A 24,573-nucleotide genomic window follows, 5' to 3' on the forward strand; every position below is an offset into this window, starting at 1 on the left:
AAACTATGTTTGTTATAAATAAAATTATATCATGGTAAATCTAGAATGGTACAGAACATTTAAAGCGGTTTATAAAAATGGTAATTTTTCGATCGCTGCAAAAGAGTTGTTTATGAGTCAGCCTGCCGTAAGTCAGCAGATTTCAATGCTTGAAGCGCACGTTGGAAATAAATTATTTAATCGGAAGTCAAAAGGGGTAGAGCCAACCGAATACGCTAAGTTACTGAATAATTTGATAATAGATGCGCTTGATCGTCTGGAAAGTGTCGAAACTGGCTTTCGTGCAAAGGCAGAAGATGCTACCCGGTTAATTTCTGTTGGAGTTTCAAAACATCTTTTCGACTGTATTGGAAATCTTTTAATTTCAAAGTTTGATTTAATCGATTTTACTTTTGCAGAAAATGATGAACTTTTTGCTTTAGTGGATGCTAAAAAATTAGATTTTGCTATTACCACAAAAAGATTTGACACTTTTGATACTACTTATGAAATAGTAGGTAAGATTAAATTGATTCTAGTTGCTCCAACTTCTTTGGACATAACAGAATTCCGCCAGAAATTAAAGGCAGATAATTATAATGAAATAGAACAATGGCTTAATGCTCAAAAATGGTACAGCCACGACGCTCGCATTCCACATATAAAACTATTTTGGCTTCATGCTTTTAATAAAAAAAGACCGTCGATGGTTCCAAATTATATTATTCCGTCAGAAGCTGAAATGCTGAGACTTTTAGCTAAAAATGAAGGAATTGCAGCAACCTGGAATTGCAATGCAAGACATTATATTAAAGAAAATAAACTGCAGTTAGTTTGGAACAGTTTTCATGTTCCCGAAGAATTTGTGTATTTGTTGGCTCCAAAAAATAATAACATAAAATCAATTTTTGATATCATTGAGAAAGAACTGAAATTATTTTTCGGAAATAGATTATGATTTCAATCATTTGTTCACGTAGCATAAAAGAGTAATTTTGATAAAGAAACCACTAAAATTTTCAAAAATGAAAAAGATTGCAACATTGTTAATCCTAATTACAGCTGTACTTATAAGTAATTCGTGCAGTAAACATGACGACGAAGTGATAGTAGATTGTTTGGCAGAATCGATTTTTGTTAAATTACACAATTCAACCGATGCTACTAATCCGAAGTTAATGAACTACTCGGTTGAGTATACAGGAACGGGAACTTTGGTTGGAGTAAAATGGACATTTGGTGACGGATCTACAGGAACTGGCACTGCAGTAACACATACTTACGCAGCGGCTGGCACATATGAAGCCAAAGCTGAAGTTACAATTAAAAAAGATGGTGCAGAATGTACTTCTGTTCCCAAAAGAACTGTTACGGTTAACTAGGAAAAGTTAAAAGATATTGATGAGAGTCAATTTTATAATTTAAGCTTTTGTATTGAATTATAAAGTTGGCTCTCATTCGTTATATTTGTTTGATAGGATTGAGGATTATGGAAAAATTACAAAATATTAGAATTGCTGTAGATGCGATTGTTTTTGGATATAAAAATAATGGACTATACGCACTTTTGATTGAGCAGAAATTTGGCTCAGCAGATAAATATTGGGCATTGCCAGGAGGTTTAGTTCAGAATGATGAATCTTTGAGTGATGCTGTTATTCGCGAATTGCATGAAGAAACCAATGTGCAATTGACTTTTATGGAACAATTGTACACTTTTGGCGATGACATTCATAGAGATTCCAGAAACCGTGTGATTTCGGTTGCTTATTATGCTTTGGTAGACGCTTCAAACTTAGAGATTAAAGCCGATACAGACGCCGAACGGGTACAATGGTTTAAAATAGATGAGATTCCGCCTTTGGCATTCGACCATAATTTGATTTTAGAAAAAGGTATTGAAAGGCTTAAAGCCAAATTGACATACGAACCAATTGGTTTCGATTTACTTCCCGAAGAATTCTTGTTCTCAGATCTTGAAAATCTTTACTGCACGATTTTAGAAAAAGAAATAGACCGCAGAAACTTCAGAAAAAAAATACTCAGCTATGGTATTTTAGAAGAAACAGAAAAATTTTCACCAATAAAAACGGGCCGTCCGGCAAAGCTTTTTAAGTTTAATAAATTGAAATATAATGAGTTAATCAATAAAGGCTTTCACTTCGAAATAAAGTTTGCGTAATTTTTACACAAAATAAATTGTTTATTTAAAATTTAATTCTACATTTGCGTATAATTAACGCAAACTGCAACACTATGATACTAAATCTCGACCCAAAATTCGCTCCATTTCAAAATCAGGAAGAAATCAAATTTCAAAGTTTTACATTTTCTGGTGGAGAACCACACATTAAAATTGCTCCAGATTTTGATGTCAATAGAAAAGTAACCATTACACATCGATTAAATTCATTCAACGATTTAGGCTTGTTATGCGTTACGGTTGATGCTTTGCGCAGAATGGATGTTAAAATCATAGATCTTTTTATTCCGTATTTTCCAGCTGCAAGACAAGACCGAGTTATGATTCCTGGCGAACCGTTATCTGTAAAAGTATATGCTGATATTATAAATGCAATGCAACTGAACAAAGTTTTGGTTTTTGATGCGCACTCTGAGGTTACTCCAGCTTTGTTGAATAATAGCACAGTGATTCCAAACTATACTTTCATCAAAGAAGTGTTGAATAGAATTGGTCAAAACGTAAAATTGATTTCTCCAGATGGTGGCGCTTTAAAAAAAATCTACAAAGTTTCTGAGTTTTTAGGCGGAGTTGAAGTGGTAGAATGCAGTAAAAGCCGCGATGTAAAAACAGGAAAATTATCTGGATTTAAAGTTTACGAGGATGATTTAAACGGAATGGATTGTTTAATCGTGGATGATATCTGCGATGGAGGAGGAACTTTCGTAGGATTAGCAGAAGAATTAAAAAAGAAAAATGCAGGAAAATTATACTTAGCGGTAAGTCACGGAATTTTTAATAAAGGTTTTGAAGTTTTAAACTGCTTCGACGGAATTTTTACCACAAATTCTTTTAAAGATTTTGAAGGAGAAAGTGTTCAGGTAATTGGATTGGATCAATTAGTTTAAATGTTTCAAGTTCTATATGTAAAGTAAACCTGAAACGAAAAAAAACTACAAACTGTTTCAAGTTAAAAACAGTTTTCAAGTTCAGTAAAAAACCTGAAACTTTAAACTTGAAACAAAAACACTAACAAAATGAAATACAATATAGACAATATAGCTCCAGAAAGTAAATTTTTGTTTTTCTGGGGACATCAGCCAAGTAAAGACGGAACGGTTACTAAAACCTGTTTCAGCCAATGGTGGTTAAGTTCTTTTGAAGTTAATGGTGTGACTTACAAAACAGCTGAACATTGGATGATGGCAAAAAAAGCGAAATTATTTAATGATCAAGAAATTTTAGAAAAGATTATAAAATGTAATTCGCCTGCTGAAGCCAAAAAATTAGGCCGTAAAGTGAGAAACTACGATGATAAAATCTGGTTAGAAAACCGATTTGAAATTGTGAAAGAAGGGAACTTTCATAAGTTCAGCCAAAATCTCGACTTGAAAACCTTTCTGTTAAGCACAAACGACAGAGTAATTGTAGAAGCAAGTCCTGTTGATCCAATTTGGGGAATCGGAATGGCAAGTGATCATACAGAGGCGCTAAATCCTGAGAAGTGGAAAGGTTTGAATCTTTTAGGTTTTGCTTTGATGGAAGCTCGGGATGAATTAAAATAATTAGAAATTATAAAAAATAATGATGTTCCATCGGAACATTTCATAGGTAATGAATGAAAATATAGCAAAGAGCGTCAGCAAATTTCTAAGTTTGGTGCTCAGACATTCGCCAGAAAAAATCGGATTAAAATTAGACGAAAACGGTTGGGCAGATGTCAAAGAATTAATAGAAAAATGTACTAAAAAAGGGAATCGTCTCGATGCCGAACTTTTAGATTACGTAGTAGAGAATAACGATAAAAAGCGTTTTGCTTATAACGAAGATAAAACTAGAATCCGTGCAAGTCAGGGACATTCGATTTCGGTTGAATTGAATTTAGCCGAAACAGAACCTCTAGAATATCTGTATCACGGAACTGTTGGAAAATTCATGGAAAGTATTCAGAAAGAAGGTTTGAAAAAAATGAGCCGTCAGCATGTACATCTTTCCAAAGACAAAGAAACCGCAACAAAAGTAGGAAGCAGAAGAGGAGTTCCACAAATTTTAACCGTTAGAAGCGGTGCTATGTACAGAGACGGATTTAAATTTTATTTGTCTGAAAACAATGTTTGGTTGACAGATGAAGTTCCATCAAAGTATATCGAATTTAAATCTTAAATAATCAAAAACAACAATTATGATTTTAGAAGCAGCAATAGGCGATGCATACGGTGCGGGTTTTGAGTTTAGAGATTTAGATTTTATTTCTAAAAACAACAATCTGACTCAGTATGATAAACACGGAATGTATACAGAGATTTATAAAAAATATACTGATGATACTCAAATGGCAATTGCGATTTCAGAATTGCTTTTAGAAGATGATAATTGGAACGAGATTAAAGTTGCAGATAAGTTTGTTGAGGTATTTCATAGAGATAAAAGACGCGGTTATTCAGACCGTGTATACAATGCTTTAGATGCTAGTAAAAATGGCTCCGATTTTATCAAAATAATCGATAATGGAAGCAGCGGAAATGGTTCTGCCATGAGAGCATATTCAATTGGACATTTGAAAGATATCAAACAAATACTCGAGTTCTGTGAGATTCAGGCAAAAACTTCGCATAATACAGTTGAAGGAATAAGCTGTGCGAAACGCATTGCTTTGGCAGTTCATTATTTTAAATATAATCTTGGTGATGGATCTACTTTGATAGATTTTTTGAACGAGACATTAAGTGAGAATGAAAATTATCGGATTACTTCTCCAATTGATATGCATGGATATCCAACCACGCAAGCTGTAATTAAAATGGTTTCTGAAGCTGTTTCTATGAAAGAGTGCCTAAAAACAGGAATTGGTTATGGTGGAGATACCGATACAGTTGCAGCATTGTCTATGGCAATTTTAAGTCAGAAACAGAATTGTGAGAAGACATTACCTTTGTTTTTATATGAAGAGTTGGAAAATGATAAATTCGGAAAAGATTTTCTCATGAAACTGGATGTAGCTCTAAATAACAAGTTTAGTTAATCATGAAAAGAACCTTAGTTTTTGGAGACATTCATGGCGGATTAAAAGCTTTAATTCAGTTATTAGAAAGAATTAATTATTCCGAAAATGACCGGTTTATTTTTCTCGGAGATTATGTTGACGGCTGGAGCGAATCTAAACAAGTGATCGATTTTCTTATTGATTTATCTCAAAAACAGGATTGTATTTTTATAAAAGGAAACCACGATGCCTGGTGTCAGGAATGGTTAGAGAATGATGTTGTAAACGACATTTGGTTTTTGCACGGAGGAAAATCGACTATAGAAAGTTATAAGGTAATTGATTCTTCAGATAAAGAAAAGCATCTCGAATTCTTCAGCGGAATGAAAGATTACTTTGTAGACGAAAACAATAATTTGTTTATTCATGCTGGGTTTTCATCTATGCATGGCCCAGAAAAAGAGCATTATAAAACCAATTATTCTTGGGATAGAACACTTTGGGAAGTGGCTTTAACGATGGATAAAAGAATTCAAAAAGATTCACTTTCATACCCAAAACGATTATTGCTTTTTAATGAAATTTATATCGGCCACACGCCAACACTTCATTATGATATCGAAATCCCGATGCAAGGATGCAATGTCTGGAATATTGATACTGGAGCATGTTTTTATGGAAAATTAAGTTGTATAGATATTCAAACAAAAGAATTTTGGCAGAGTGATGTCGTACAGACATTTTTTCCAAATGAAAAAGGAAGAAATAAATAGTCATGAAGAAAATTTATAAAGCACCAGAAGCAATTCCCTTGCAAATTGATTTAAAAACCATTTTCTTAGCAGGTTCTATAGAGATGGATAAAGCGGTTGATTGGCAGAAAAAATGTGAAGAATTGCTGCAAGATCAATTTGTTGTTTTTAATCCAAGAAGAAATGAATGGGATAGCAGCTGGTCACAAACCATAGAAAATATTCATTTTAAGGAACAGGTAAATTGGGAACTTGAGGCACTTGAAAAAGCAGATATTATTATTATGTATTTTGCAGAAAATACAATGTCGCCAATATCGTTGCTAGAGTTTGGACTTTATGCGCAATCGAATAAAATGAAAGTAGTTGTTGAAGAGAATTTCTGGCGAAAAGGCAATATTGATATTGTTTGCGAAAGATATTCGGTACAACAATTTAAAACATTAGATGAGTTGATTCAAAATTTATTAAATAAAAATATATGAACCCACTATTATTAACCGACGGTTACAAAGTTGACCACAGAAGACAATATCCAGACGGAACAACATTAGTATATTCTAATTGGACTCCTCGTAAATCTAGATTAGAAGAAGTTGATGAAGTTGTGTTCTTCGGATTACAGTATTTCATCAAAAAATATATTATTCATGACTTTGAAGAATATTTCTTTAAAAAATCAAAAGAAGAAGTTGTAGCAAAGTACGCTCGCAGAATCAATAATTATTTAGGCGAAAACCAAGTTGGAACTAAGCATATTGAAGATTTGCATGATTTAGGTTACATTCCGATGGTCTTTAAAGCTTTGCCAGAAGGAGCAAGCGTTCCTTTGAGAGTGCCAATGTTTACGATGTATAATACCATTCCAGAGTTTTTCTGGCTGACCAATTATTTCGAAACTTTACTATCTGCTGTAATCTGGCTTCCTTGCAACTCAGCAACAATTGCAAAAGAGTATAGAAAAGTTTTAGATAAATATGCAGATCAGACTTCATCTGTTCCGGAATTTGTAGACTGGCAAGCGCATGATTTCTCAATGAGAGGAATGGGTGGAATTGAAGCGGCTTTAACTTCTGCATCAGGACACTTATTGAGTTTCACAGGTTCTGATACTATTCCGGCGATTGATTTCTTAGAAGAATATTACAAAGCCAATTCAGATCAGGAATTGGTTGCAGGTTCAGTTGCCGCAACAGAACATTCTGTTATGTGTATGGGAACTACAGAAGGCGAGTATGAAACCTTCAAAAGATTAATTACAGAAGTTTACCCAAAAGGAATTGTTTCTATCGTTTCTGACACTTGGGATTTATGGAAAGTTTTAACGGATTATCTTCCAAGATTGAGAGAAGATATTGTATCAAGAGAAGGTAAAGTCGTAATTCGTCCTGACAGTGGTGATCCAGTTGATATTATTTGCGGAAATCCAAACGGAAAAACAGAGCAGGAGAAAAAAGGAGTTATCGAATTGCTTTGGGATGTTTTTGGCGGAGCAACAAATGCGAAAGGATTCAAAGAATTGGTTCCGCAAATCGGTGCTATTTATGGAGATAGTATTACTGTAGCAAGAGCGACTCAAATTTGCGAAAGATTAAAAGAAAAAGGATTTGCTTCTACGAATGTTGTTTTAGGAATTGGATCTTTCACTTATCAATATAACACTAGGGATACTTTCGGATTTGCAATGAAAGCAACTTATGGAGAAGTAAACGGAGAAGGAAGAGCCATTTTCAAAGACCCGATTACAGATGACGGAACGAAAAAATCGGCTAAAGGATTAATGAAAATTGATTTAATCGATGGCAAGTATCATTTAACTGATAATGTTTCTTGGGAAGAAGAAAAACAAGGCGAATTGAAAGAAGTTTTCAGAGATGGAAAACTTTTGATTGATCAATCGTTGAGTGAAATCAGAACGAGAGTAAAAAATGAAGTAAGTATCGAAGCTTAATTATAAAACGAAAGCCTGAATGTAAGTTCAGGCTTTTTTTGTGATTTGAGTTTTTTACGTTCTGTTTGTCATTTCGACGAAGGAGAAATCTTCGCAAGTAATTCTATATAGTTAATCGCCAATCTTTGTAGAGTTTCTAACGAAGATTTGCTTCGCCTGTTCGCTATCGCTCGAGTCTCCTTCGTCGAAATGACAAGATTGTGTGAAACAAAAAACCTCCAGTTAAAACTGGAGGCAATTCAAATTATTTATTTTTTATAAAAATTATTATGATCAATATATTCCCAAACCTTTGGTGGCAATAAAGGCTGAATGTTTTTACCTTCTTTAATGCTGTTTCGAATAAAAGTCGAAGAAATCTCAACAATAGGCGCATCAATTACATGAATTTTTGGATGCGATTTTAATTCGACATTTTCGGGTTCATCAGATATTCTTGGATACACATAAATATCATGATTTTCTAGAATCACTTCGTAGTTTCTCCATTTATGAAGCGTTTTCAAATTATCTTCTCCCATAATTAAAGAGAATTCATGGGTTGGGTATTTTTCTTTAAGATGAGCAAGTGTAATTATGGTGTAACTAGGCTGAGGTAGCTTAAACTCGATATCTGATGGTTTTATCTTTGTGTAATCTTCTGTTGCCAGATAAACCATTTGCAAACGCTGCTGATCGTCTAATAATGTCGATTTCTTTTTTAACGGATTATGTGGTGTCACAACCATCCAAATCTGATCTAAATCTGCAAACTCTGCCATATGATTGGCAATGATCAAATGACCAACATGAATGGGATTGTAAGTTCCGAAATATAAACCTATTTTCATTTTCTAGAGTTTCATAGGGAGTTGCTAAGATAGCACAAAGATTCGCAAAGTTTTATTTCAACTTGGCGAATCTTTGCGTTTTTCTTTGTGTATCTCTGCGGAATAAAATTATTTACTTATGAAGTCCTTAACCAATTGATGAGCTTCTTCCAAAGCTACAGGTAAATCATAATTTTTGATAATTACATCAAATTGGGGAGCAGTTGCCAATTCAACAGATGCTTTTGCGATACGCATATTGATTTTGTCATCGCTTTCTGTAGAACGCTGCTTCAATCTGCGCTTTAGTTCGTCAACACTTGGTGGTTTTACGAAAACGGCTAAAGTTTGTTCTGGAAATTTATGTTTAATACGTAATCCTCCAGCGACATCAATATCAAAAATTACATTTTTGCCCATAGCCCAGATTCTTTCAATTTCAGATTTTAAAGTACCGTAGAAGTTATCTCGATACACTTCTTCCCATTCCAAGAAATCCTCTGCCTTAATGTGTTTTTTGAATTCTTCCAACGAAATGAAATAATAATCCTTTCCGTGTACTTCTTCTCCACGTGGTGCACGTGATGCTGCCGAAATCGAAAATTCAAGATTTAAATCTTCTTGACCTAATAAATGTTTTACGATAGTTGTTTTTCCCGAGCCTGAGGGTGCCGAAAAAACAATTAATTTTCCTTTGTTCATTATTGTGTGCTTTAGGCTTTAAGCAGTATGCTCTAAGCTTTTTTTATGCTCTAAGCTTTAGGCGGCATGCCTTAGGCTTTAATTTGATTTCGTTTTTAGCTTATTGCCTATAGCTTAAAGCTTATGGCGTTTTTATAAAACGTTTAAAACTTGTTCTTTAATCTTCTCCAATTCATCCTTCATCATTACGACCAATTTCTGCATTTGTGCGTGATTTGATTTAGATCCCATTGTATTGATTTCACGCCCCATTTCTTGAGTGATAAAGCCAAGTTTTCTTCCGTTAGCTTCGGTTCCATTTAGGGTTTCTATAAAGTAATCTAAGTGATTGCCTAAACGAACTTTTTCTTCGGTAATATCTAATTTCTCTAAATAATAGATTAATTCTTGTTCAAAGCGGTTTTCATCAACATTAACCTGTAATTCTGAAATTGCAGTCTGGAGACGATCTTTAATGGCTTGTACGCGTTCTGGATCAAGAGCCAATGTATCGTTCATGAATTGACGAATGTTTCCAATTCTTATGTTGAATTCTTTTTCAAGAGATTCTCCTTCGTCTTTACGGAAATTTAAAATATTTTGAAGCGCTTCATCAATGATAACTTGAATCTGCTCCCAGTCATTCTCGTCAATTTCTTCGCGTTCTGTTTTTAATGTGTCAGGCATACGAACGGCCATTTTCATTAATTCAGTTTCATCGGCATCTGGATTTACCTCTTTTAACTGTGCGATATAATTTTTTACAACAGGGACGTTTACTTTAGTTGAAGTTTGTTCTGCAGTACTTTCTACATAGATTGCAAAATCAATTTTTCCTCTTTCCAGCTTAGTCGAAATAAGAGTACGTAATCCAAGTTCCATCTCGCGATAAACCGATGGCATTCTTACATTTAAATCTAAACCTTTAGAATTTAGAGATTTTACTTCAACGGTAATTTTCTTTGTAGGCAATTGCAAAGAAGCTTTGCCAAACCCTGTCATAGATTGTATCATATAATTGAGTATAAAGGCGCAAAGATAAATAAAAGTTTGCTGCTTTGCGTTGTAAATTGTGAATCAGTTTTGTAGATCAAAATTTACGGTTATTCTTACGATAGTGCGTTTATAACTTCGGCTACATTTTTTTGACTGTTGCCAATGTAAATTTTTCCGTCAATAATAAAAACTGGACGACTTAAAAAAGTATAATGTTCCAATATGTATTTTTTAAAATCGGCTTCAGTCAAAGATTGATCTTTTAGCCCCATGGATTTGTATAGCTGTGCTTTTCTGCTAAATAACGCTTCGTAGCTTCCAGCAAGTTTATGCATTTCTTCCAATTGTTCTTCGGTAATTGGATCTTGTCTGATGTCTTGAAAAACTAAATTGTTTTCAGGTAAGCTTTTGATAATTTTTCTGCAGGTATCGCAAGAAGCTAAGTAATATATTTTGTTCATTATTTTATGAATTTGTTAGAATGCAAAGAAAATCCATTTGAAACGTAAAAATGAGTATTTTTAGAAAAAAAATTAAAATTATGAGTTCAGTTTTTGATGTACAAAAAACAATTAGAGAAATTCTTTTGAAACTCTTAGAAGGTCATTCATTAGAACAATTAAACAAAATTCCAGATGGTTTCAGCAACAATATTATCTGGAATATAGGCCATTGCATTTCTTCGCAACAGCTTTTGGTTTATAAATTATCTGGCCTTCCAACAATGGTTTCTGAAGATTTTATTAACAAGTATAGAAAAGGGACGAAGCCAGAAGGGGATGTTTCTCAAGCTGAGGTAGATAAGATTAGAATACTGCTTTCGACGACATTAGAAAAAACAAAAAATGATTTTGAAAGTGGTCTGTTTGTAGATTATCACGAATATACTACGAGCGTAGGTTTCACGCTTCGTAATGTTCAGGGAGCCTTAGATTTTAATAATTATCATGAAGGGCTCCATACGGGAGTTGCAATGGCGCTGAGAAAATTGGTTTAATAAAAAAATCCCGCTTTTAAGCGGGATTTTTTTATTCGATTATGGTTTCGATGGTAACCTTCATTGCTCCGGCACCTTTATTTTTGCTAATATCCATAAAAGCTCTTTTAGACAAATCGATTTCGCGTGTTTTTACAAAAGGACCACGGTCTGTAATTTTTACGATAACAAATTTGCCATTGGCTTCATTGGTTACTTTTACTCTTGTTCCAAAAGGAAGTTTTTTGTGAGCTGCAGTATAACTGTTGTTGTTAAATCGGCTTCCGTTAGCGGTTCTTTTTCCATTAAAACGATCTGCATAGTAGGAGGCATGTGCGTTTTTCTTGTATGGTCTTAGTTTTAAACCTTTGTCTGTAAAAACAGAATCCGGCAATGGAATAATAACTGGTTTTATGTTCTTAACAGTATCTTGAATAATTTTAGGTTCTGTTGTAGGTTTGGTTTGGCTTATCACATAGGTAAAGCCGCTAATTAAAGTTAAAGCGATTGTGGCGAATAAAATGTTTTTTTTATTTCTCATGGGTTATTCTTTTTCAGACTTGGGGGGAGTTTGTACAAATAATATGCCGAGATAAAAAAAGCCCTGAAAAAGGGCTTTTAATTGGTATTTTTTAGAACCAAAGGTTCCATGGAATTCTACTTAAAATAAGCAATAATCCTAATCCGTAAAAAATAGCGAAGGTTTTAAATTTAGCTTCACTATTTACTAATTTTTTATGTTTAGACCATCCGATAGTAATTAGGATGATAGCGATAATATTAATTAGAGGGTGCTCTAAAGATGTTAATCTTAATTCAGCATTAGACATTTGTCCAAAAGCAGCTTTTCCAAGAGGAGAAATAAAATATAAGATTAAGCCAATCAATAATTGAGTGTGTGTTCCAATTAAAGCAAATAAAGCAATTTTACGATCTTTAGCTGTAAATTCTTTTTTAGAAGTTACTCCAATGATAGCATTAACGATTGCAACAACCAAAAGTAGTAGTGCTAAGTATGCCCAGCCAGAGTGAAATTTTTGTAGAAAATTATACATAAGGGGTGTTTTTTGTTCAAAACAAATATAACAAAAAAGGCTATAAAAAAACGGCATTAAACTTAAAAGTCAATGCCGTTTTTATTATTTATTTAGATTCTAAATTTTAGAAATCGTAACGTAAACTAAAGTTCCAAGTTCTTCCGTAACCAAAGTAAACTTTGTTTGCAGTAGCAATTCCATTGTAAACTTCTCCAGCTTGTGCATAAGTTACACCTGGCGTTGTAGGAGTTGGAGCTGTTTTGTAATCACTTGTAAAGATGTTTGTAAATGATTCGTTGATGAAAATTTTATCAAAAACGTTGTTTACATTTAATCTGAAGTTTAATGCACCGATTTTAGGAGAGATGTTCCATTTGTATGATACACCAGCATCTGTAGTTGCGAAACCTGGTAATTCCATTGCACCTTTGTTGTTTGCTGCCGAAAATTTAGATACATCAATGTTTCCGTATAACTTCTCAGAGTAGTTAAGGTTTGCATCAACATTAAGGCCGTTAATGATTTCGTAAGCTGCTCCAATTGCCATTGTAGTTTGAGCATTGTTTCCAACTTTAACTCCATCTAAATATAAAGGCTGGTCTCCGCTAATTGGGTTGTTGCCAACATCAAAACGGCTACTTGTAGCATTTCCGCTGTATTTCCAATCACCAATAGAGATCATCCCGTTTAGTTTTAATTTGTCAAGTACTCTAGCATTAACATCTAATTCTAAACCTTTGTGTATTTCATTAACACCTTGGAAAGTGTAGTATCCGCTTGGGTTAGTAGCTGCTTGATCTGTTGCAGTTGTAAATCTGTCATCCCAAGTTGTGTAATAAGCATTTAAGTTTGCATTAAAGATTCCAGAACGGAAACCGTAACCAACTTCAACTGCTTTGATTTTTTCATTTGTAAGGTTAGGGTTAACAATTGAAGCATTGTTAGGGTATACTGCATTGAAAAACGGTTGTTTTGAGTATATACCTCCATTTACAAATACATTATGGTGCTCATTAATGTTGTAGTTAGCTCCAGCTTTAATGTCTCCACCAGTAATAGTTTTGAAACCTGTTTTAGCAAGAGGGCTATCATAAGTATACTTGAAATGGTCAATTCTTTGGTAAGCTTGTTGAGAAATAGCTCCTTGAAGGAAAGCAGTAAAGTTACCAGTAGTATATTCTAATTGAGTAAAAGCGCCATAGTAATTAACTTTACTGTCATTCCAGTAGTTAATTCTGTCTTGGTAGTCTGTACTAATAAATGGATTTCCATTTGGTCTTGGAGCATAAGTAGTGCTGAAATAACCAGGGTTGTTATTTACGTCAGCTGTATTTTTGTAAACATCAGCTCCAAGTAAATCAATTAAGTTTTGGAAGTGGATACCTTGGTACATTCTTCCTTCAACTCCAAAATCGAATGTAAAGTTTTCAGAGAATTTTTTATCTAAATTGATTACTGCACCATACCAGTTGTGTGAGTTTACAGAAGCAATTTGAGAAATACCTGCCATGTTGTTGATAACTGTTGCACCATTAACTCTGTTACTACCTGTGTCAGAACTGTTTTCATATCTACCATTTACAGGTACTCTTGTTCCTAAAGTTGTTGGTTGACCTGAATTCCAGTTTTGAATTAAATCAAAGTTAACAAGACCGTCAGCTGTTCTTAAAGAGTTGTTTGTTGAGTAAGGATTGTTTCCTCTAATACCACCATTTGTAGTAGTACCTCCTCCACGTCCCCATGAAGCATAACCAACTGTAGATAATTTTGTTGTAGAGTTGATATCGTAATCCCAGTTAAGAGACATTACAGGTTTGTGGTAATAATTTGTTTTTAAATTATATTGCTCACCATTTCTCATTCCCCAATCAGAGTTGTATTTAATGTTTGGGTCTGTACCATTACTTCCGTATTTTAAGTAATCACTTAATAGAGGAGAGTTAGATCTTTGGTCGTGCCATTGAGGTGCTCCTGTAAATGTAAATTGGAAGTTATGTTTGTCGCTAGCTTTGTATCCTAAAGCAATGAAATAATTGTATCCTTCAAATTCAGTAGCGTTAACGTATCCGTCTCCAGCTGTTCTACTAAATAAAACAGAAGCTGAAAGTCCGTTTTTCATAACTCCTGTATTGTAAGAAGCTTGTGTTTTCAAGTAATTGTTGTTACCAAAGCTTGAAGAAACAGATCCACCTTCTTTCATGTCAGATGTTTTTGTAACAATATTGATTGTTCCTCCTACAGAAGAAATAGCCAATTTAGAAGCTCCAAGACCTCTTTGAACCTGCATTGCAGAAGTTACATCAGAGATACCTGCCCAGTTACTCCAGTAAACAGAGCTGTTTTCCATATCATTGATAGGCACACCGTTGATCATAACGGCAATATTTTTTTGGTCAAATCCACGAATTGCAATTCTTGAATCTCCATATCCACCACCTGCTTTTGAAGCATACACAGATGGAGTGCTTTTTAAGATTTCAGGAAACTCCTGAGATCCTAATTTTGCTTGAATTTCAGCAGCTTTAATTGTAGAAACTGCAACAGGAGTTTTTCTGTCCTTTGCAACGTCAATAATGCTGCTTGTTACTACAACTTCACTTAATTCGTTAGAATTTGAAGCTACCAAAGTGATAGTTCCTAAGTTTGCAGTTGAGCCATTTGCTACTGTAAATTTTACAGTTTGGTTGTCATAACCTAAAAAAGAGATAACAATCTCTCCTGTGCTTGATGTTGAGGTAAGGGAAAAATTACCATCAAAGTCTGTTGAAGTTCCTGTAGTAGACCCTTTGATCACTACATTTGCTCCTGGTAATCCACCTGTTCCATCGGTAATTTTACCAGTAACCTTTCCTTGAGAAAATACGGTCGAAACTATCATAAAAAATAGTCCAGTCAGTAACCAATTTTTCATTTTCTTCATTTTGTTATTGAGTTTATTGTTTTTGGCAAAATTATAACAAATAACTCAGATAATGTTATCGAAATGTTAAGAAAAAACAGTTTTGCCTTTTGTGTTGCGCATTAAAATGAATTTTTCTTTTTTCATTAATAAAAATATTGTTTTGTTGAATTTATGTAAAGCTTTTTTGTTAAAAATGTAATTATTTGAACAGTGCTGTAAATTAGAACAGGCAAATTGGCGGATAATTCCGCTTTTTGTCGGTAATTTATGTAAAAAACGTCCTAATTTTACTAGAAATTAGGACGTTTCAAAAGTTATAGAATATTTAAATAAATGTTTCTATTTATTTTTTAAGAAATGATTTAACAAAAATGAAGTTGAACTGTCATGGTTCTTAACAGTCTTAGAATTGATTTCATCTAAGATAGAATTTGCTAATTGTTTACCTAATTCAACTCCCCATTGATCAAAGCTGAAAATGTTCCAAATAACACCTTGCACAAAAATCTTGTGTTCGTACAATGCAATAAGAGAACCTAAGCTTTTTGGAGTTAATTTTTCGATTAAAATGGTATTCGTTGGTTTGTTCCCTGTGAAAACTTTAAAAGGCAATAAGTAAGAAGCTTTTTCAGCGGCTAATCCTTGCTTGTCAAATTCTGCTTGTACCTGAGCTGGAGTTTTTCCATTCATTAAAGCTTCAGTCTGAGCAAAAAAGTTAGACATTAATTTATCGTGGTGATCTTCGTTTCCGTATAATGGTTTTACGAATCCGATAAAATCTGTTGGAATTCTCTTTGTTCCTTGGTGAATTAATTGGAAGAAAGCATGTTGTGAATTTGTTCCTGGTTCTCCCCAGATAATTGTTCCAGTTTGGTAATTAACAGGTTTTCCGTCACGGCCAACACTTTTTCCGTTACTTTCCATAGTTGCCTGCTGTAAGTAAGGAGCTAGTTTTGATAAATATTGCGTGTATGGAATTAAAGCTTCGCTTTCGGCACCATAAAAATTATTGTACCAAACGCTTAACAAAGCTAAAATAACCGGAATGTTTTCATCAAATTCTGCCGATTTGAAATGTTCATCCATTTCGTTTGCTCCAACTAATAATTGGTTGTAATTGTCAAAACCAATTGCCAAAGCAATGCTTAAACCAACGGCACTCCAAAGAGAAAATCTTCCTCCAACCCAATCCCACATTGGGAAAACGTTGTCTGGATTAATTCCGAATTCTGTTACATTTTTAATGTTTGTAGAAACTGCTACGAAGTGTTTTGCAATGTCTTCTTGAGAAGCCGATTTTAAAAACCATTCTTTAATAGTTTCTGAATTTGAAAGCGTTTCTTGAGTTGTAAAAGTTTTAGAAACAATCACGAAAAGTGTGGTTTCAGGATTTAGTTTTTTGATAACTTCATTTACGTGGTCACCGTCAACATTTGAAACGAAATGTGTGTTTAGGTGATTTTTGTAAAATTGTAAAGCTTCAACAGCCATAACAGGACCAAGGTCAGAACCTCCAATACCAATATTTACAACATCTGTAAAAGCTTTTCCAGTGTAGCCTTTTCTTTGTCCAGAAATAACTTCTTCAGTAAATTTTTTGATTTTATTTTTTACTTCGTAAACTTCAGGAATTACATTTTCTCCGTCTACTTTGATAACTGCCGATTCTGGAGCACGCAATGCTGTGTGTAAAACCGCGCGATTTTCAGTCTGATTGATTAATTCTCCTCCAAAATATTGTGCAATTGCATCTTTCAATCCGATTGAGTTTGCTAATTCTAATAAAAGAGAAACTGTTTCTTGACTGATATTATTTTTTGAATAATCTACTAAAAAGTCATTCCATTGCAAATTGAATTTTTCAACGCGCGCACTATCTTGTTGAAACAATTCTTGTATTGTGGTTTCGTGAATTGCGTTATAGTGGTTTTGTAGATTTTTCCACGCTTCAGTCCCAGTTGGGTTTGTTGTGTTTAAAGCCATTTTATCTATAATTGAGTTTGTTTTCTGAAACACAAAAATACTGAAATAACTTTTAAAAGGGGAGCGGTTTGCGATTATATAACAATTAGTTACGAAAACGTTTTATGAGTTTTAGTTTTGGATTTTTGAAGTTATGATGATTGCGCCATCATTTTCTTTTTCATTGTAAATGATACGACTGCTGTTTTTATTTAAAAAATCTAAAGTAAGAATGTCGGACTTTTTAAGTGGCAATAGGATGGTATCTTCTTTTTTGTTGTATTTAAATGGAATTCCATCAATTACAATTAAAGGTGAATTTCCAATTAAATCTTTTTCATAGGCTTTGCAGACTAACTTCTGGACAAAGAATTTACTTTCTTCTTTATCATTTAAAATAAAAACCTTCGGATTGGAGCATCCCACAGTGATTAGTGATAAAAGTATCAATAAGTTTTTTTGCATGAATACTTACCGTTTTAAAAAAGTTTTTATGAAACTTTGGCTTTTACCAAAACTTCCTCCAAGGTTTCTTATTGATTTCTATAATTTTCTTCGAAACGTCGACATCAATTCTTTTTGGAGATTCAGTTTTAATCTTAGAATCATCAAAAAAAAGTTCGCCATTATCACTCATTCCTAGTGGAGATTTTGTTCTTTCTTTCCAATTTTCGGTCTGCAATTCTGCAATTAAATTGGCATCGATTTTTTCGCGAAAGCGTTTTTGAGCTTTTTCTATAATTTCTTCTTCTAAGTTCGAAGATGAATTTTTGAAAAGCGAAATGGAATTATCTGGAATATTTAAAAGGAAAACCTGAGTTTTATCCCCGATTTTCTGAATGTCCAATATTTTAAAATAAGCTATAGAGTCTAAAAGAAAATGACCGTTTTTTGCCGAATCGGGATTAAATTTTGACAAATCTTTGGCATGAGCACTTGCAATTAAATACCTGAAATTTCCAGAAAGTCCTCCGCCAATCGAACTCATGTCAGTAAATCCTTTTTCTTGAATGATTTGGCCGACTTTGTAATTTGAAATCAAATTCTCGGAAAGATTCGTATCTCTGTAAAATAGTTTTAAACCAGAAAAAGTTTCATGGTAAATGGTTTTGAGGCGTTCATTTTTCATGACTTTTGATTCAAAAAAGATTGCAAAATAGATTATTTACAGATTCCCAATGCTGTCCAATTCTCTTTTCAAAGGTTCAATCTGTGTCATAAAACGAGTTCTGTCATTTCCTGTTAAAGATTCTCCCGTTGGAAGATTTAATCGAAGCGCATCAACTTGAACGCCGTTTTTCCAGAAACGATAACAAACGTGCGGGCCAGAAGCCAAACCTGTGCTTCCTACCAAACCAATTGTCTGACCTTGTGTTACGCGTTGTCCGCGACGAACTAAGATTTTAGACATGTGTAAATATTGAGTAGAGTAGGTTCCGTTATGTTTTACTTTGACAAAGTTTCCGTTACCTGCCGTATACCCTGTAGTTTCTACAACTCCAGATGCTGTGGTAGAAATTGGTGTTCCGGTTGGCGCTGCATAATCGGTTCCCTTGTGGGCTTTCCAAGTGTGCTGCACCGGATGAAATCTATTCATAGTAAATCTTGATGTGATTCGGCTGAATTTGATTGGGGTTTTTAGGAAGAAATTTTTAAGTGTTCTTCCTTGGTCGTCATAATATTCAATCTTTCCAGAAGTAGTATCTCTTTCAAATGGAAAGGCATAAACAATTTTACCTTTATATTCAAAAAATGCTGCTTCTAGTTCTTCAACACCATCGTAAGTTTTCCCGTTGATGAATCGCTCTGTGAAAATTAATCCGTAACGATCTCCTTTTTTTAGTTTGAAGAAGTCAATAGACCAAGAAAAGACTTTTGTAATTCGGCTGGCCAAAGCGGTTTCGACACTTTCGTTTCCTAAAGTTTCAGATAATGAACTTTTTAAAACGCCACCAATAATTTTTCTTTTTAAAGTAACAGGTTTTACTTTTTTATAAGCTTTAGCAATACTGTCTCTTAAATCGATAACATAATAACTTAATGCATCTGGCTGATAAATAAAAACCTCTAAATTATTGGTTTTGTTTTTGGCGCGAAGTAAAGTGAAAGGTTTGCCGTAACGAATGCTTCTAACATTAAAAGAATCTTTTACTTGCTCAACAATATCATGGACTTTTTTGTCTCCAATATTTTGGCTTTGAAGAATGGAGCCAAAAGAATCTCCTTTTGAAATAGTATCATTAACAACATTAAAGTCTGCGTAATTAAAACCGAATTCTATTTTTTTGGTTGCTGGTTTAGTAATTTTTGCTTCTACTTTTTCTTCTGCTTTTTTACATGAAAAAATAGAAAACAAGATAATTAAAATTACGACTGCTCTTTTCAAACTTTATAAATTTTTTTGTGGTGAAATTAGACTTCGGTTTCATTTCCCCAATTGGACAATTCTTCTTCGGTCCACAATTTAGGAAAAAAGATGCGTCTTTGGTATTTTGGATGCATATATTTTTGCCAGTCACTTCCTCCTGTTGCTTCTCCGTTGCCTTTTCCGCTTTCCAAGATGTATTTTCTTGCAGTATTTAAGTGCTGCATTACCCACGTAATATTTACCGTTTTGTCATAATGGCGCATTGCATCTATCAACGCTGCATTTTGCTGATCTTCAATTGGTAATTGCGTGAATTTTTGCCAAATGTTTTTCGTTTTAAACGAAGCCATTTGTCTTAAAAATTGCTCTTTGTATTTTTTTTCAAATTCATTTAGTAAATACGATTTTTCGCCTGTGTGATAGTCTTTTCCGGCAGCTTGCCAATAAAGGTGTTCAAAACTGGTTTCTAAATCGGTGTTTTCATCAAAGTTTGCTTTGTATCTGCGATCTGTTAAATTGATAACATCTGTAGAGGCAAATTCAATCATTCTATATTGAGCACTCTGGAATCCGCTTGCTGGAGTAAGAGTGTTTCTAAATTTCATGTATTGATCTACTTCCATTCCGTTTTCCATAATGCTGAACGAATTGGTAAGCATGTCAAAATATCTAGTGATTCTTGATAATCTTTCGCTAAAAAAATCAACCTGAATGTTTTCTGTGTCTGCAATCTGGTCAATTTCCCACAAAATCATTTTAAAGATTAATTCATTAACCTGATGATACATGATAAAAACCATTTCGTCAGGAAGTGTGGTGCGCTGAATTTGTAAATTTAATAGAGCATCAGTTTGAATATAATCCCAATAAGTGATTGGTTTAGCCCAAAGCAATCCTTCTAATTGAACATCAGTTTTTTGATTTATGGCTTGAAATTTTAGGTCAATTTCTTTTAAAATTGCTTCAGAATGATCTGTAGGGTTCATTATTTTTTTGCTTTTAGTGGACTTTTTAATCCTTTATATTCGTCGAGATCGGCTTTAAGAGATCCTACAGCCAAATCTGCTTTAATTCTAATTGGAACTTTGTTTACATCGTCTGTTATCCAGAGCGTTAAACTCTCTTTTTCTTTAAATACTCTTCCCGTTTGTACCAATGGCTTGAAGACCATCGTAGAAACGGTTCCAAATTTAGTCGTAATATCTTGACGACCTACATATTTTAACTTAAATTTTGTGATTTCATCATCAAAAAACATGTCAATTGTAATGGCTTCACCCGATTTAAGTTTGTCAATGTTTGGGTGGTTTCTCAGATAATAAAAAGCTGAAACTATATCTTGTACGCCTTCTGTAACAATGATTGTTTTTTCTGTTTTGCGTTTATAGTCTTTTACTAAAACTTTATTTTCCGCTTGATTAAAAAAACCTTCTTGATTTTTGGTGTAGCCGCCTTCATCAATTTTTCGGACATAGCGGTACGGTTTTCCTGTCTCTTTGTCAAAATAACTCTCATACAAATCTTCTACTTTAAAGAAAAATTTGGACATTCCGGTTGTGTAACCTTTTCCAACAGAGTGATATGCCTTTTTGTTGTTTATGGTAGCATCTTTTACTTCAAGTGTTGCATATCCAGCATTTACAATTCCGTAATGTATTCTAAATTTGAAATATTCTCCTGTGTCGAAAGCATCTTCTTTTTGAGGGCTGAAAGCAAGTAGTGTTAGTGCTAATATAATGAGGATGAGCTTTTTCATAGTACAATCTTTACATTTATTTATAAAGGTAGACAAATGCAAATTTTATTCCAAATGTACCAAAACAAAAAAACTCAGTCAAAGATGACTGAGTTTTTATGCTATTAACTAACCAAAAAACTATAAATTATGAAATTTATATCAATTCGGAAGGAAACCACCCCTTCCTTATTTGCGAGTGCAAAGATAGATAGAAAGTTCAAAAAACAAATAGCTAAAGTCAAGTTTAACATAACATTTGCAAAAAAATCATCGTTTTTTGGAGAATTATGCTGTTTTATGCATGAAAATTAATGTTTTACAGTGTTCCTCGCAATTCTTGCTCTCTTTCGATTGACTCAAAAAGGGCTTTAAAGTTGCCTGCACCGAATCCTTTTGCACCCATTCTTTGAATAATTTCGAAGAAAAGCGTCGGTCTATCCTGAACTGGCTTAGTAAAAATTTGTAATAAGTATCCATCTTCGTCAGCATCTACCATGATGGCAAGTTTCTCGATTTCGTTTAAATCTTCTTTCATCATGTCCATGTGAACACCTAGTCTTTCTGGAATTGCTTGGTAATACGTATGAGGAGGAGCAGATAAAAATTCAACACCGCGCGCTCTCAATTGAGATACTGTTTTAATAATGTCATCTGTCGCAATGGCAATATGCTGAATTCCAGGTCCGCCGTAGAAATCCAAATATTCTTCAATCTGAGATTTTTTCTTTCCTTCTGCTGGTTCGTTGATTGGGAATTTAATTCTTCCGTTTCCGTTAGACATTACTTTACTCATCAAAGCAGAATACTCTGTAGTAATTTGTTTGTCATCAAAAGATAAGAAATTCACGAATCCCATAACGTCTTCGTAAAATTTTACCCAAGTATTCATTTCGTTCCAACCCACATTTCCAACCATGTGGTCGATATATTTTAAACCAGTTGATTCTGGGTTAAAATCAGATTTCCATTCTCTGTAACCTGGCAAGAAAACACCATTATAGTTTTTTCTTTCTACAAAAATGTGAACCGTTTCTCCGTAAGTGTAAATTCCAGAACGAACTACCTGTCCAAATTCATCTTCTTCAACAGTTGGCTCCATAAAAGAACGAGCGCCACGTTTCATGGTTTCTTCGTAAGATTTTGTAGCATCTTCAACCCAAAGTGCTGCAACTTTTACTCCGTCACCGTGTTTTTTCAAATGTTCGTTTATTGGAGAATCAGCTGTTAATGGCGTTGTTAAAACAATTCTAATTTTATCTTGTTTTAAAACATAAGATGCTCTGTCTTTTACTCCTGTTTCCAATCCGGCATAAGCCAAAGATTGATATCCAAATGCAGATTTATAATAATGTGCTGCTTGTTTTGCATTACCTACATAAAATTCTACATAATCTGTTCCTAATAATGGAAGGAAATCTTGTGCTCCTTCAAATATTTTTTCTAATCCGTATTCTACTGATTTTACTTCTTTACTCATAATTAGATAATTTGATAATGAGAAAATGAGATAATTTTTGAAATGCTTTAATTTATCAATTTTGTAATTGACACATTTTCTAATTTTCTAATTCCTCTTAGATGTTGATATTATTTTGTTTAAAATTTCTGAAAGATCATTTATTAGACGCTTGCAATTTGGATATTCCTTATGGGCATCACATAAAAACAACCAATACTCTGTTTCATCTGCCTTTAATTGCAATTTTTAATTTATGAATAAAATCTGACTTGCTTTCTGCGTTTTGTGACTCTTTTGAATTAGCTCCAATTGATGTTCCGCTTTTTAATAATTGGTTTGCAATTACGAATTTCTTTTGATCTTGAAGTTCGGTTGTATAATCAATTATATTTAATGCAAAGTTGAAGGTTTTTATTAAAAGAGCGTTGTCTTTATATTTTTCGTTAAAAGTCATTTCTTGAATTAGTTAATTAGAGAATTTGATAATGAGATAATTTTTTGTAGGTTTAAAATTACAAATTAATAATTAGTTTTCTCATTTTCTAATTGTCACATTCTCTAATTGGCGAATTGACACATTGCCACATTAAAAAACTATTCCGTCCAAGATTTATAGTACTGACCATCGTCAAGGCCCATAGCTTCTTCAGTAACCATTAATGGTCTGAAAGTATCCACCATCACGGCTAATTCCTGGGTTTCTTTGTGGCCAATACTGCGTTCCATTGCGCCTGGCGCTGGTCCGTGCGGAATTCCTTTTGGGTGTAAAGTGATATGACCTTGCTCGATATTATTACGGCTCATAAAATCACCATCAACATAATATAGTACTTCGTCAGAATCTATGTTGCTATGATTGTATGGTGCTGGAATAGCTTTTGGGTGATAATCGTAAAGTCTTGGGCAGAATGAACAAACTACAAAAGCAGCTGTTTCAAAAGTTTGATGGACTGGTGGCGGTTGGTGAACGCGTCCAGTTATAGGTTCGAAATTATGAATTGAAAATCCGTAAGGGAAATTGTAGCCGTCCCAGCCTACAACGTCAAACGGATGTGTGGCATAAACCACTTCATGAATCATTCCTTCTTTTTTGATTTTGATTAAAAAATCGCCTTTTTCGTCATACGTTTCTAATTCATTTGGCAGAATAAAATCACGCTCGCAAAATGGAGAATGTTCTAAATGCTGCCCTGACTGATTTTTATAACGTTTTGGAGTGTAAAAAGGAGAATACGATTCTACGTAAAATAGTCGGTTGTCTTCTGTTTCGAAATCGATCTGATAAATAATACCACGTGGAATAATCAAGTAATCGCCATATTCAAATGGAATATTTCCTAACATGGTTCTTAATTTTCCTTTTCCTCTGTGAATGAAAAGCATTTCATCGGCATCGGCATTTTTGTAGAAGTAATTTCGAAGCGATTCTTTTGGCGCAGCTAAACCAATGATACAGTCTTTGTTGACTAACATCGCTTTTCTGCTGTCTAGAAAATCATTTTCAGGTTTTAATTCAAAACCTTTAAAAAGAAGTGATTTTATATTTTTACCGATTGCAATTTTTGGTTCAACCGAATAAGAATTTAAAATCTCTTTAACCTGTGTTGGTCTATGTACGTGATAAGATAGCGACGAATGTCCATGAAAACCTTCAGTTCCAAACAATTGTTCGTAGTAAAAACCTCCATTTGGTTTTTCAAATTGGGTGTGTCGCTTTTGAGGAAAATCCCCAAGTTTATGATATAGTGGCATGGCTTTTTCAATTAGATAATTAGTAAATTAGATAATTCGAAAATTT

27 protein-coding genes are annotated in these 24,573 nt (G+C 33.8%); 11 read left to right on the forward strand and 16 right to left on the reverse strand.

The genetic code is table 11. The annotated features are described in order from the left end of the window. The first annotated feature begins 31 nt into the window (after positions 1–31). From AAYQ05_RS02835 to AAYQ05_RS02880, 10 genes are all read left to right on the forward strand, one after another. Positions 32–937, forward strand: coding sequence for a LysR family transcriptional regulator (locus AAYQ05_RS02835; RefSeq protein WP_343541010.1), 906 nt, complete (start codon positions 32–34; stop codon positions 935–937). A 67-nt stretch (positions 938–1,004) separates the two neighbouring features. Continuing rightward, a complete protein-coding gene (locus AAYQ05_RS02840) occupies positions 1,005–1,361 on the forward strand; it encodes a PKD domain-containing protein (RefSeq protein ID WP_343541012.1) in 357 nt (118 codons plus the stop codon). 107 nt (positions 1,362–1,468) lie between these two features. Next, positions 1,469–2,161, forward strand: coding sequence for an NUDIX hydrolase (locus AAYQ05_RS02845; RefSeq protein WP_177211730.1), 693 nt, complete (start codon positions 1,469–1,471; stop codon positions 2,159–2,161). Positions 2,162–2,235: 74 nt separating this feature from the next. After that, positions 2,236–3,069 (forward strand): ribose-phosphate diphosphokinase, encoded by an 834-nt coding sequence (gene prs, locus AAYQ05_RS02850; RefSeq protein ID WP_343541014.1) that lies wholly within the window; start codon positions 2,236–2,238, stop codon positions 3,067–3,069. A gap of 129 nt (positions 3,070–3,198) precedes the next feature. Next, the gene (gene ybiA, locus AAYQ05_RS02855) at positions 3,199–3,726 is read left to right on the forward strand and encodes a riboflavin biosynthesis intermediates N-glycosidase (protein ID WP_343541016.1); all 528 of its coding nucleotides are present in this window, start codon (positions 3,199–3,201) and stop codon (positions 3,724–3,726) included. A gap of 49 nt (positions 3,727–3,775) precedes the next feature. Beyond that, positions 3,776–4,324, forward strand: coding sequence for an RNA 2'-phosphotransferase (locus AAYQ05_RS02860; protein WP_343541018.1), 549 nt, complete (start codon positions 3,776–3,778; stop codon positions 4,322–4,324). Between the two features lie 19 nt (positions 4,325–4,343). Further along, positions 4,344–5,183: an ADP-ribosylglycohydrolase family protein gene (locus tag AAYQ05_RS02865; protein ID WP_343541020.1), complete on the forward strand. Its 840-nt coding sequence runs from the start codon at positions 4,344–4,346 to the stop codon at positions 5,181–5,183. A gap of 2 nt (positions 5,184–5,185) precedes the next feature. Then, the gene (locus AAYQ05_RS02870) at positions 5,186–5,917 is read left to right on the forward strand and encodes a metallophosphoesterase family protein (protein WP_343541022.1); all 732 of its coding nucleotides are present in this window, start codon (positions 5,186–5,188) and stop codon (positions 5,915–5,917) included. A 2-nt stretch (positions 5,918–5,919) separates the two neighbouring features. After that, positions 5,920–6,381, forward strand: a complete 462-nt coding sequence (locus AAYQ05_RS02875) for a nucleoside 2-deoxyribosyltransferase domain-containing protein (protein WP_343541023.1) — start codon at positions 5,920–5,922, stop codon at positions 6,379–6,381. Further along, positions 6,378–7,847, forward strand: coding sequence for a nicotinate phosphoribosyltransferase (locus AAYQ05_RS02880; protein WP_343541025.1), 1,470 nt, complete (start codon positions 6,378–6,380; stop codon positions 7,845–7,847). Before AAYQ05_RS02875 ends, AAYQ05_RS02880 begins: the two co-directional genes overlap by 4 nt. Before the next feature lie 248 nt (positions 7,848–8,095). Here the strand turns inward: AAYQ05_RS02880 and nadD are convergent, their stop codons facing one another. The 4 genes from nadD to AAYQ05_RS02900 all read right to left on the reverse strand — a co-directional run bounded on the left by nadD (position 8,096) and on the right by AAYQ05_RS02900 (position 10,794). Beyond that, positions 8,096–8,677, reverse strand: a complete 582-nt coding sequence (nadD, locus tag AAYQ05_RS02885; RefSeq protein ID WP_111425237.1) for a nicotinate (nicotinamide) nucleotide adenylyltransferase — start codon at positions 8,675–8,677, stop codon at positions 8,096–8,098. Positions 8,678–8,785: 108 nt separating this feature from the next. Beyond that, positions 8,786–9,358, reverse strand: a complete 573-nt coding sequence (gene gmk, locus AAYQ05_RS02890; RefSeq protein ID WP_274254654.1) for a guanylate kinase — start codon at positions 9,356–9,358, stop codon at positions 8,786–8,788. A gap of 132 nt (positions 9,359–9,490) precedes the next feature. Next, positions 9,491–10,351, reverse strand: coding sequence for a YicC/YloC family endoribonuclease (locus AAYQ05_RS02895; RefSeq protein ID WP_343541027.1), 861 nt, complete (start codon positions 10,349–10,351; stop codon positions 9,491–9,493). Positions 10,352–10,446: 95 nt separating this feature from the next. Further along, positions 10,447–10,794, reverse strand: a complete 348-nt coding sequence (locus tag AAYQ05_RS02900) for an arsenate reductase family protein (RefSeq protein ID WP_281634164.1) — start codon at positions 10,792–10,794, stop codon at positions 10,447–10,449. An 80-nt stretch (positions 10,795–10,874) separates the two neighbouring features. On the opposite strand from AAYQ05_RS02900, the gene AAYQ05_RS02905 reads away from it, so the two are divergent. Beyond that, positions 10,875–11,330 (forward strand): DinB family protein, encoded by a 456-nt coding sequence (locus AAYQ05_RS02905; protein WP_343541029.1) that lies wholly within the window; start codon positions 10,875–10,877, stop codon positions 11,328–11,330. 31 nt (positions 11,331–11,361) lie between these two features. Here the strand turns inward: AAYQ05_RS02905 and AAYQ05_RS02910 are convergent, their stop codons facing one another. The 12 genes from AAYQ05_RS02910 to AAYQ05_RS02965 form a co-directional block, all read right to left on the reverse strand. Then, on the reverse strand, positions 11,362–11,850 hold the full coding sequence (locus tag AAYQ05_RS02910) for a septal ring lytic transglycosylase RlpA family protein (RefSeq protein ID WP_177211742.1): 489 nt from the start codon (positions 11,848–11,850) through the stop codon (positions 11,362–11,364). A 91-nt stretch (positions 11,851–11,941) separates the two neighbouring features. Further along, positions 11,942–12,364: a hypothetical protein gene (locus AAYQ05_RS02915; protein WP_343541031.1), complete on the reverse strand. Its 423-nt coding sequence runs from the start codon at positions 12,362–12,364 to the stop codon at positions 11,942–11,944. A 106-nt stretch (positions 12,365–12,470) separates the two neighbouring features. Beyond that, a complete protein-coding gene (locus AAYQ05_RS02920; protein ID WP_343541032.1) occupies positions 12,471–15,257 on the reverse strand; it encodes a TonB-dependent receptor in 2,787 nt (928 codons plus the stop codon). A gap of 330 nt (positions 15,258–15,587) precedes the next feature. Continuing rightward, on the reverse strand, positions 15,588–17,231 hold the full coding sequence (gene pgi, locus AAYQ05_RS02925; RefSeq protein ID WP_343541033.1) for a glucose-6-phosphate isomerase: 1,644 nt from the start codon (positions 17,229–17,231) through the stop codon (positions 15,588–15,590). 111 nt (positions 17,232–17,342) lie between these two features. Then, positions 17,343–17,675, reverse strand: coding sequence for a hypothetical protein (locus tag AAYQ05_RS02930; protein ID WP_343541035.1), 333 nt, complete (start codon positions 17,673–17,675; stop codon positions 17,343–17,345). Positions 17,676–17,718: 43 nt separating this feature from the next. Then, positions 17,719–18,339 (reverse strand): hypothetical protein, encoded by a 621-nt coding sequence (locus tag AAYQ05_RS02935; RefSeq protein WP_343541037.1) that lies wholly within the window; start codon positions 18,337–18,339, stop codon positions 17,719–17,721. Between the two features lie 36 nt (positions 18,340–18,375). Then, the gene (locus tag AAYQ05_RS02940; protein WP_343541039.1) at positions 18,376–19,596 is read right to left on the reverse strand and encodes a peptidoglycan DD-metalloendopeptidase family protein; all 1,221 of its coding nucleotides are present in this window, start codon (positions 19,594–19,596) and stop codon (positions 18,376–18,378) included. A gap of 26 nt (positions 19,597–19,622) precedes the next feature. Beyond that, positions 19,623–20,564: a tryptophan 2,3-dioxygenase family protein gene (locus AAYQ05_RS02945; protein ID WP_343541041.1), complete on the reverse strand. Its 942-nt coding sequence runs from the start codon at positions 20,562–20,564 to the stop codon at positions 19,623–19,625. Continuing rightward, positions 20,564–21,334 carry a DUF3108 domain-containing protein gene (locus tag AAYQ05_RS02950; protein WP_343541042.1) on the reverse strand — a complete coding sequence of 257 codons (771 nt, stop codon included), beginning with the start codon at positions 21,332–21,334 and terminating at the stop codon, positions 20,564–20,566. The genes AAYQ05_RS02945 and AAYQ05_RS02950 overlap by 1 nt, the downstream gene beginning before the upstream one ends. A 298-nt stretch (positions 21,335–21,632) precedes the next feature. Further along, the gene (gene hppD / locus AAYQ05_RS02955; protein WP_073410348.1) at positions 21,633–22,793 is read right to left on the reverse strand and encodes a 4-hydroxyphenylpyruvate dioxygenase; all 1,161 of its coding nucleotides are present in this window, start codon (positions 22,791–22,793) and stop codon (positions 21,633–21,635) included. Between the two features lie 205 nt (positions 22,794–22,998). Continuing rightward, positions 22,999–23,229, reverse strand: a complete 231-nt coding sequence (locus AAYQ05_RS02960) for a four helix bundle protein (protein ID WP_343541045.1) — start codon at positions 23,227–23,229, stop codon at positions 22,999–23,001. A gap of 140 nt (positions 23,230–23,369) precedes the next feature. Next, on the reverse strand, positions 23,370–24,527 hold the full coding sequence (locus AAYQ05_RS02965; RefSeq protein ID WP_343541046.1) for a homogentisate 1,2-dioxygenase: 1,158 nt from the start codon (positions 24,525–24,527) through the stop codon (positions 23,370–23,372). Between the last annotated feature and the right edge of the window lie 46 nt (positions 24,528–24,573).

Origin of the sequence: Flavobacterium movens, from assembly GCF_039581425.1 — a bacterium.
In the GTDB taxonomy this organism is placed as follows: Bacteria; Bacteroidota; Bacteroidia; order Flavobacteriales; family Flavobacteriaceae; genus Flavobacterium; species Flavobacterium luteolum.

What these genes read in the sequence shown, in the direction of transcription:
- AAYQ05_RS02945 (WP_343541041.1), bottom strand. Translation starts at nt 20,564, where the DNA reads ATGAACCCTACAGATCATTCTGAAGCAATTTTAAAAGAAATTGACCTA.
- AAYQ05_RS02905 (WP_343541029.1), top strand. Translation starts at nt 10,875, where the DNA reads ATGAGTTCAGTTTTTGATGTACAAAAAACAATTAGAGAAATTCTTTTG.
- AAYQ05_RS02875 (WP_343541023.1), top strand. Translation starts at nt 5,920, where the DNA reads ATGAAGAAAATTTATAAAGCACCAGAAGCAATTCCCTTGCAAATTGAT.
- AAYQ05_RS02835 (WP_343541010.1), top strand. Translation starts at nt 32, where the DNA reads ATGGTAAATCTAGAATGGTACAGAACATTTAAAGCGGTTTATAAAAAT.
- AAYQ05_RS02880 (WP_343541025.1), top strand. Translation starts at nt 6,378, where the DNA reads ATGAACCCACTATTATTAACCGACGGTTACAAAGTTGACCACAGAAGA.
- AAYQ05_RS02910 (WP_177211742.1), bottom strand. Translation starts at nt 11,850, where the DNA reads ATGAGAAATAAAAAAAACATTTTATTCGCCACAATCGCTTTAACTTTA.
- AAYQ05_RS02860 (WP_343541018.1), top strand. Translation starts at nt 3,776, where the DNA reads ATGAATGAAAATATAGCAAAGAGCGTCAGCAAATTTCTAAGTTTGGTG.
- AAYQ05_RS02950 (WP_343541042.1), bottom strand. Translation starts at nt 21,334, where the DNA reads ATGAAAAAGCTCATCCTCATTATATTAGCACTAACACTACTTGCTTTC.
- hppD (WP_073410348.1), bottom strand. Translation starts at nt 22,793, where the DNA reads ATGAGTAAAGAAGTAAAATCAGTAGAATACGGATTAGAAAAAATATTT.
- AAYQ05_RS02900 (WP_281634164.1), bottom strand. Translation starts at nt 10,794, where the DNA reads ATGAACAAAATATATTACTTAGCTTCTTGCGATACCTGCAGAAAAATT.
- gmk (WP_274254654.1), bottom strand. Translation starts at nt 9,358, where the DNA reads ATGAACAAAGGAAAATTAATTGTTTTTTCGGCACCCTCAGGCTCGGGA.
- AAYQ05_RS02895 (WP_343541027.1), bottom strand. Translation starts at nt 10,351, where the DNA reads ATGATACAATCTATGACAGGGTTTGGCAAAGCTTCTTTGCAATTGCCT.
- AAYQ05_RS02960 (WP_343541045.1), bottom strand. Translation starts at nt 23,229, where the DNA reads ATGACTTTTAACGAAAAATATAAAGACAACGCTCTTTTAATAAAAACC.
- ybiA (WP_343541016.1), top strand. Translation starts at nt 3,199, where the DNA reads ATGAAATACAATATAGACAATATAGCTCCAGAAAGTAAATTTTTGTTT.
- AAYQ05_RS02915 (WP_343541031.1), bottom strand. Translation starts at nt 12,364, where the DNA reads ATGTATAATTTTCTACAAAAATTTCACTCTGGCTGGGCATACTTAGCA.
- AAYQ05_RS02840 (WP_343541012.1), top strand. Translation starts at nt 1,005, where the DNA reads ATGAAAAAGATTGCAACATTGTTAATCCTAATTACAGCTGTACTTATA.
- AAYQ05_RS02845 (WP_177211730.1), top strand. Translation starts at nt 1,469, where the DNA reads ATGGAAAAATTACAAAATATTAGAATTGCTGTAGATGCGATTGTTTTT.
- AAYQ05_RS02865 (WP_343541020.1), top strand. Translation starts at nt 4,344, where the DNA reads ATGATTTTAGAAGCAGCAATAGGCGATGCATACGGTGCGGGTTTTGAG.
- AAYQ05_RS02935 (WP_343541037.1), bottom strand. Translation starts at nt 18,339, where the DNA reads ATGAAAAATGAACGCCTCAAAACCATTTACCATGAAACTTTTTCTGGT.
- AAYQ05_RS02965 (WP_343541046.1), bottom strand. Translation starts at nt 24,527, where the DNA reads ATGCCACTATATCATAAACTTGGGGATTTTCCTCAAAAGCGACACACC.
- AAYQ05_RS02930 (WP_343541035.1), bottom strand. Translation starts at nt 17,675, where the DNA reads ATGCAAAAAAACTTATTGATACTTTTATCACTAATCACTGTGGGATGC.
- nadD (WP_111425237.1), bottom strand. Translation starts at nt 8,677, where the DNA reads ATGAAAATAGGTTTATATTTCGGAACTTACAATCCCATTCATGTTGGT.
- prs (WP_343541014.1), top strand. Translation starts at nt 2,236, where the DNA reads ATGATACTAAATCTCGACCCAAAATTCGCTCCATTTCAAAATCAGGAA.
- AAYQ05_RS02920 (WP_343541032.1), bottom strand. Translation starts at nt 15,257, where the DNA reads ATGAAAAATTGGTTACTGACTGGACTATTTTTTATGATAGTTTCGACC.
- pgi (WP_343541033.1), bottom strand. Translation starts at nt 17,231, where the DNA reads ATGGCTTTAAACACAACAAACCCAACTGGGACTGAAGCGTGGAAAAAT.
- AAYQ05_RS02870 (WP_343541022.1), top strand. Translation starts at nt 5,186, where the DNA reads ATGAAAAGAACCTTAGTTTTTGGAGACATTCATGGCGGATTAAAAGCT.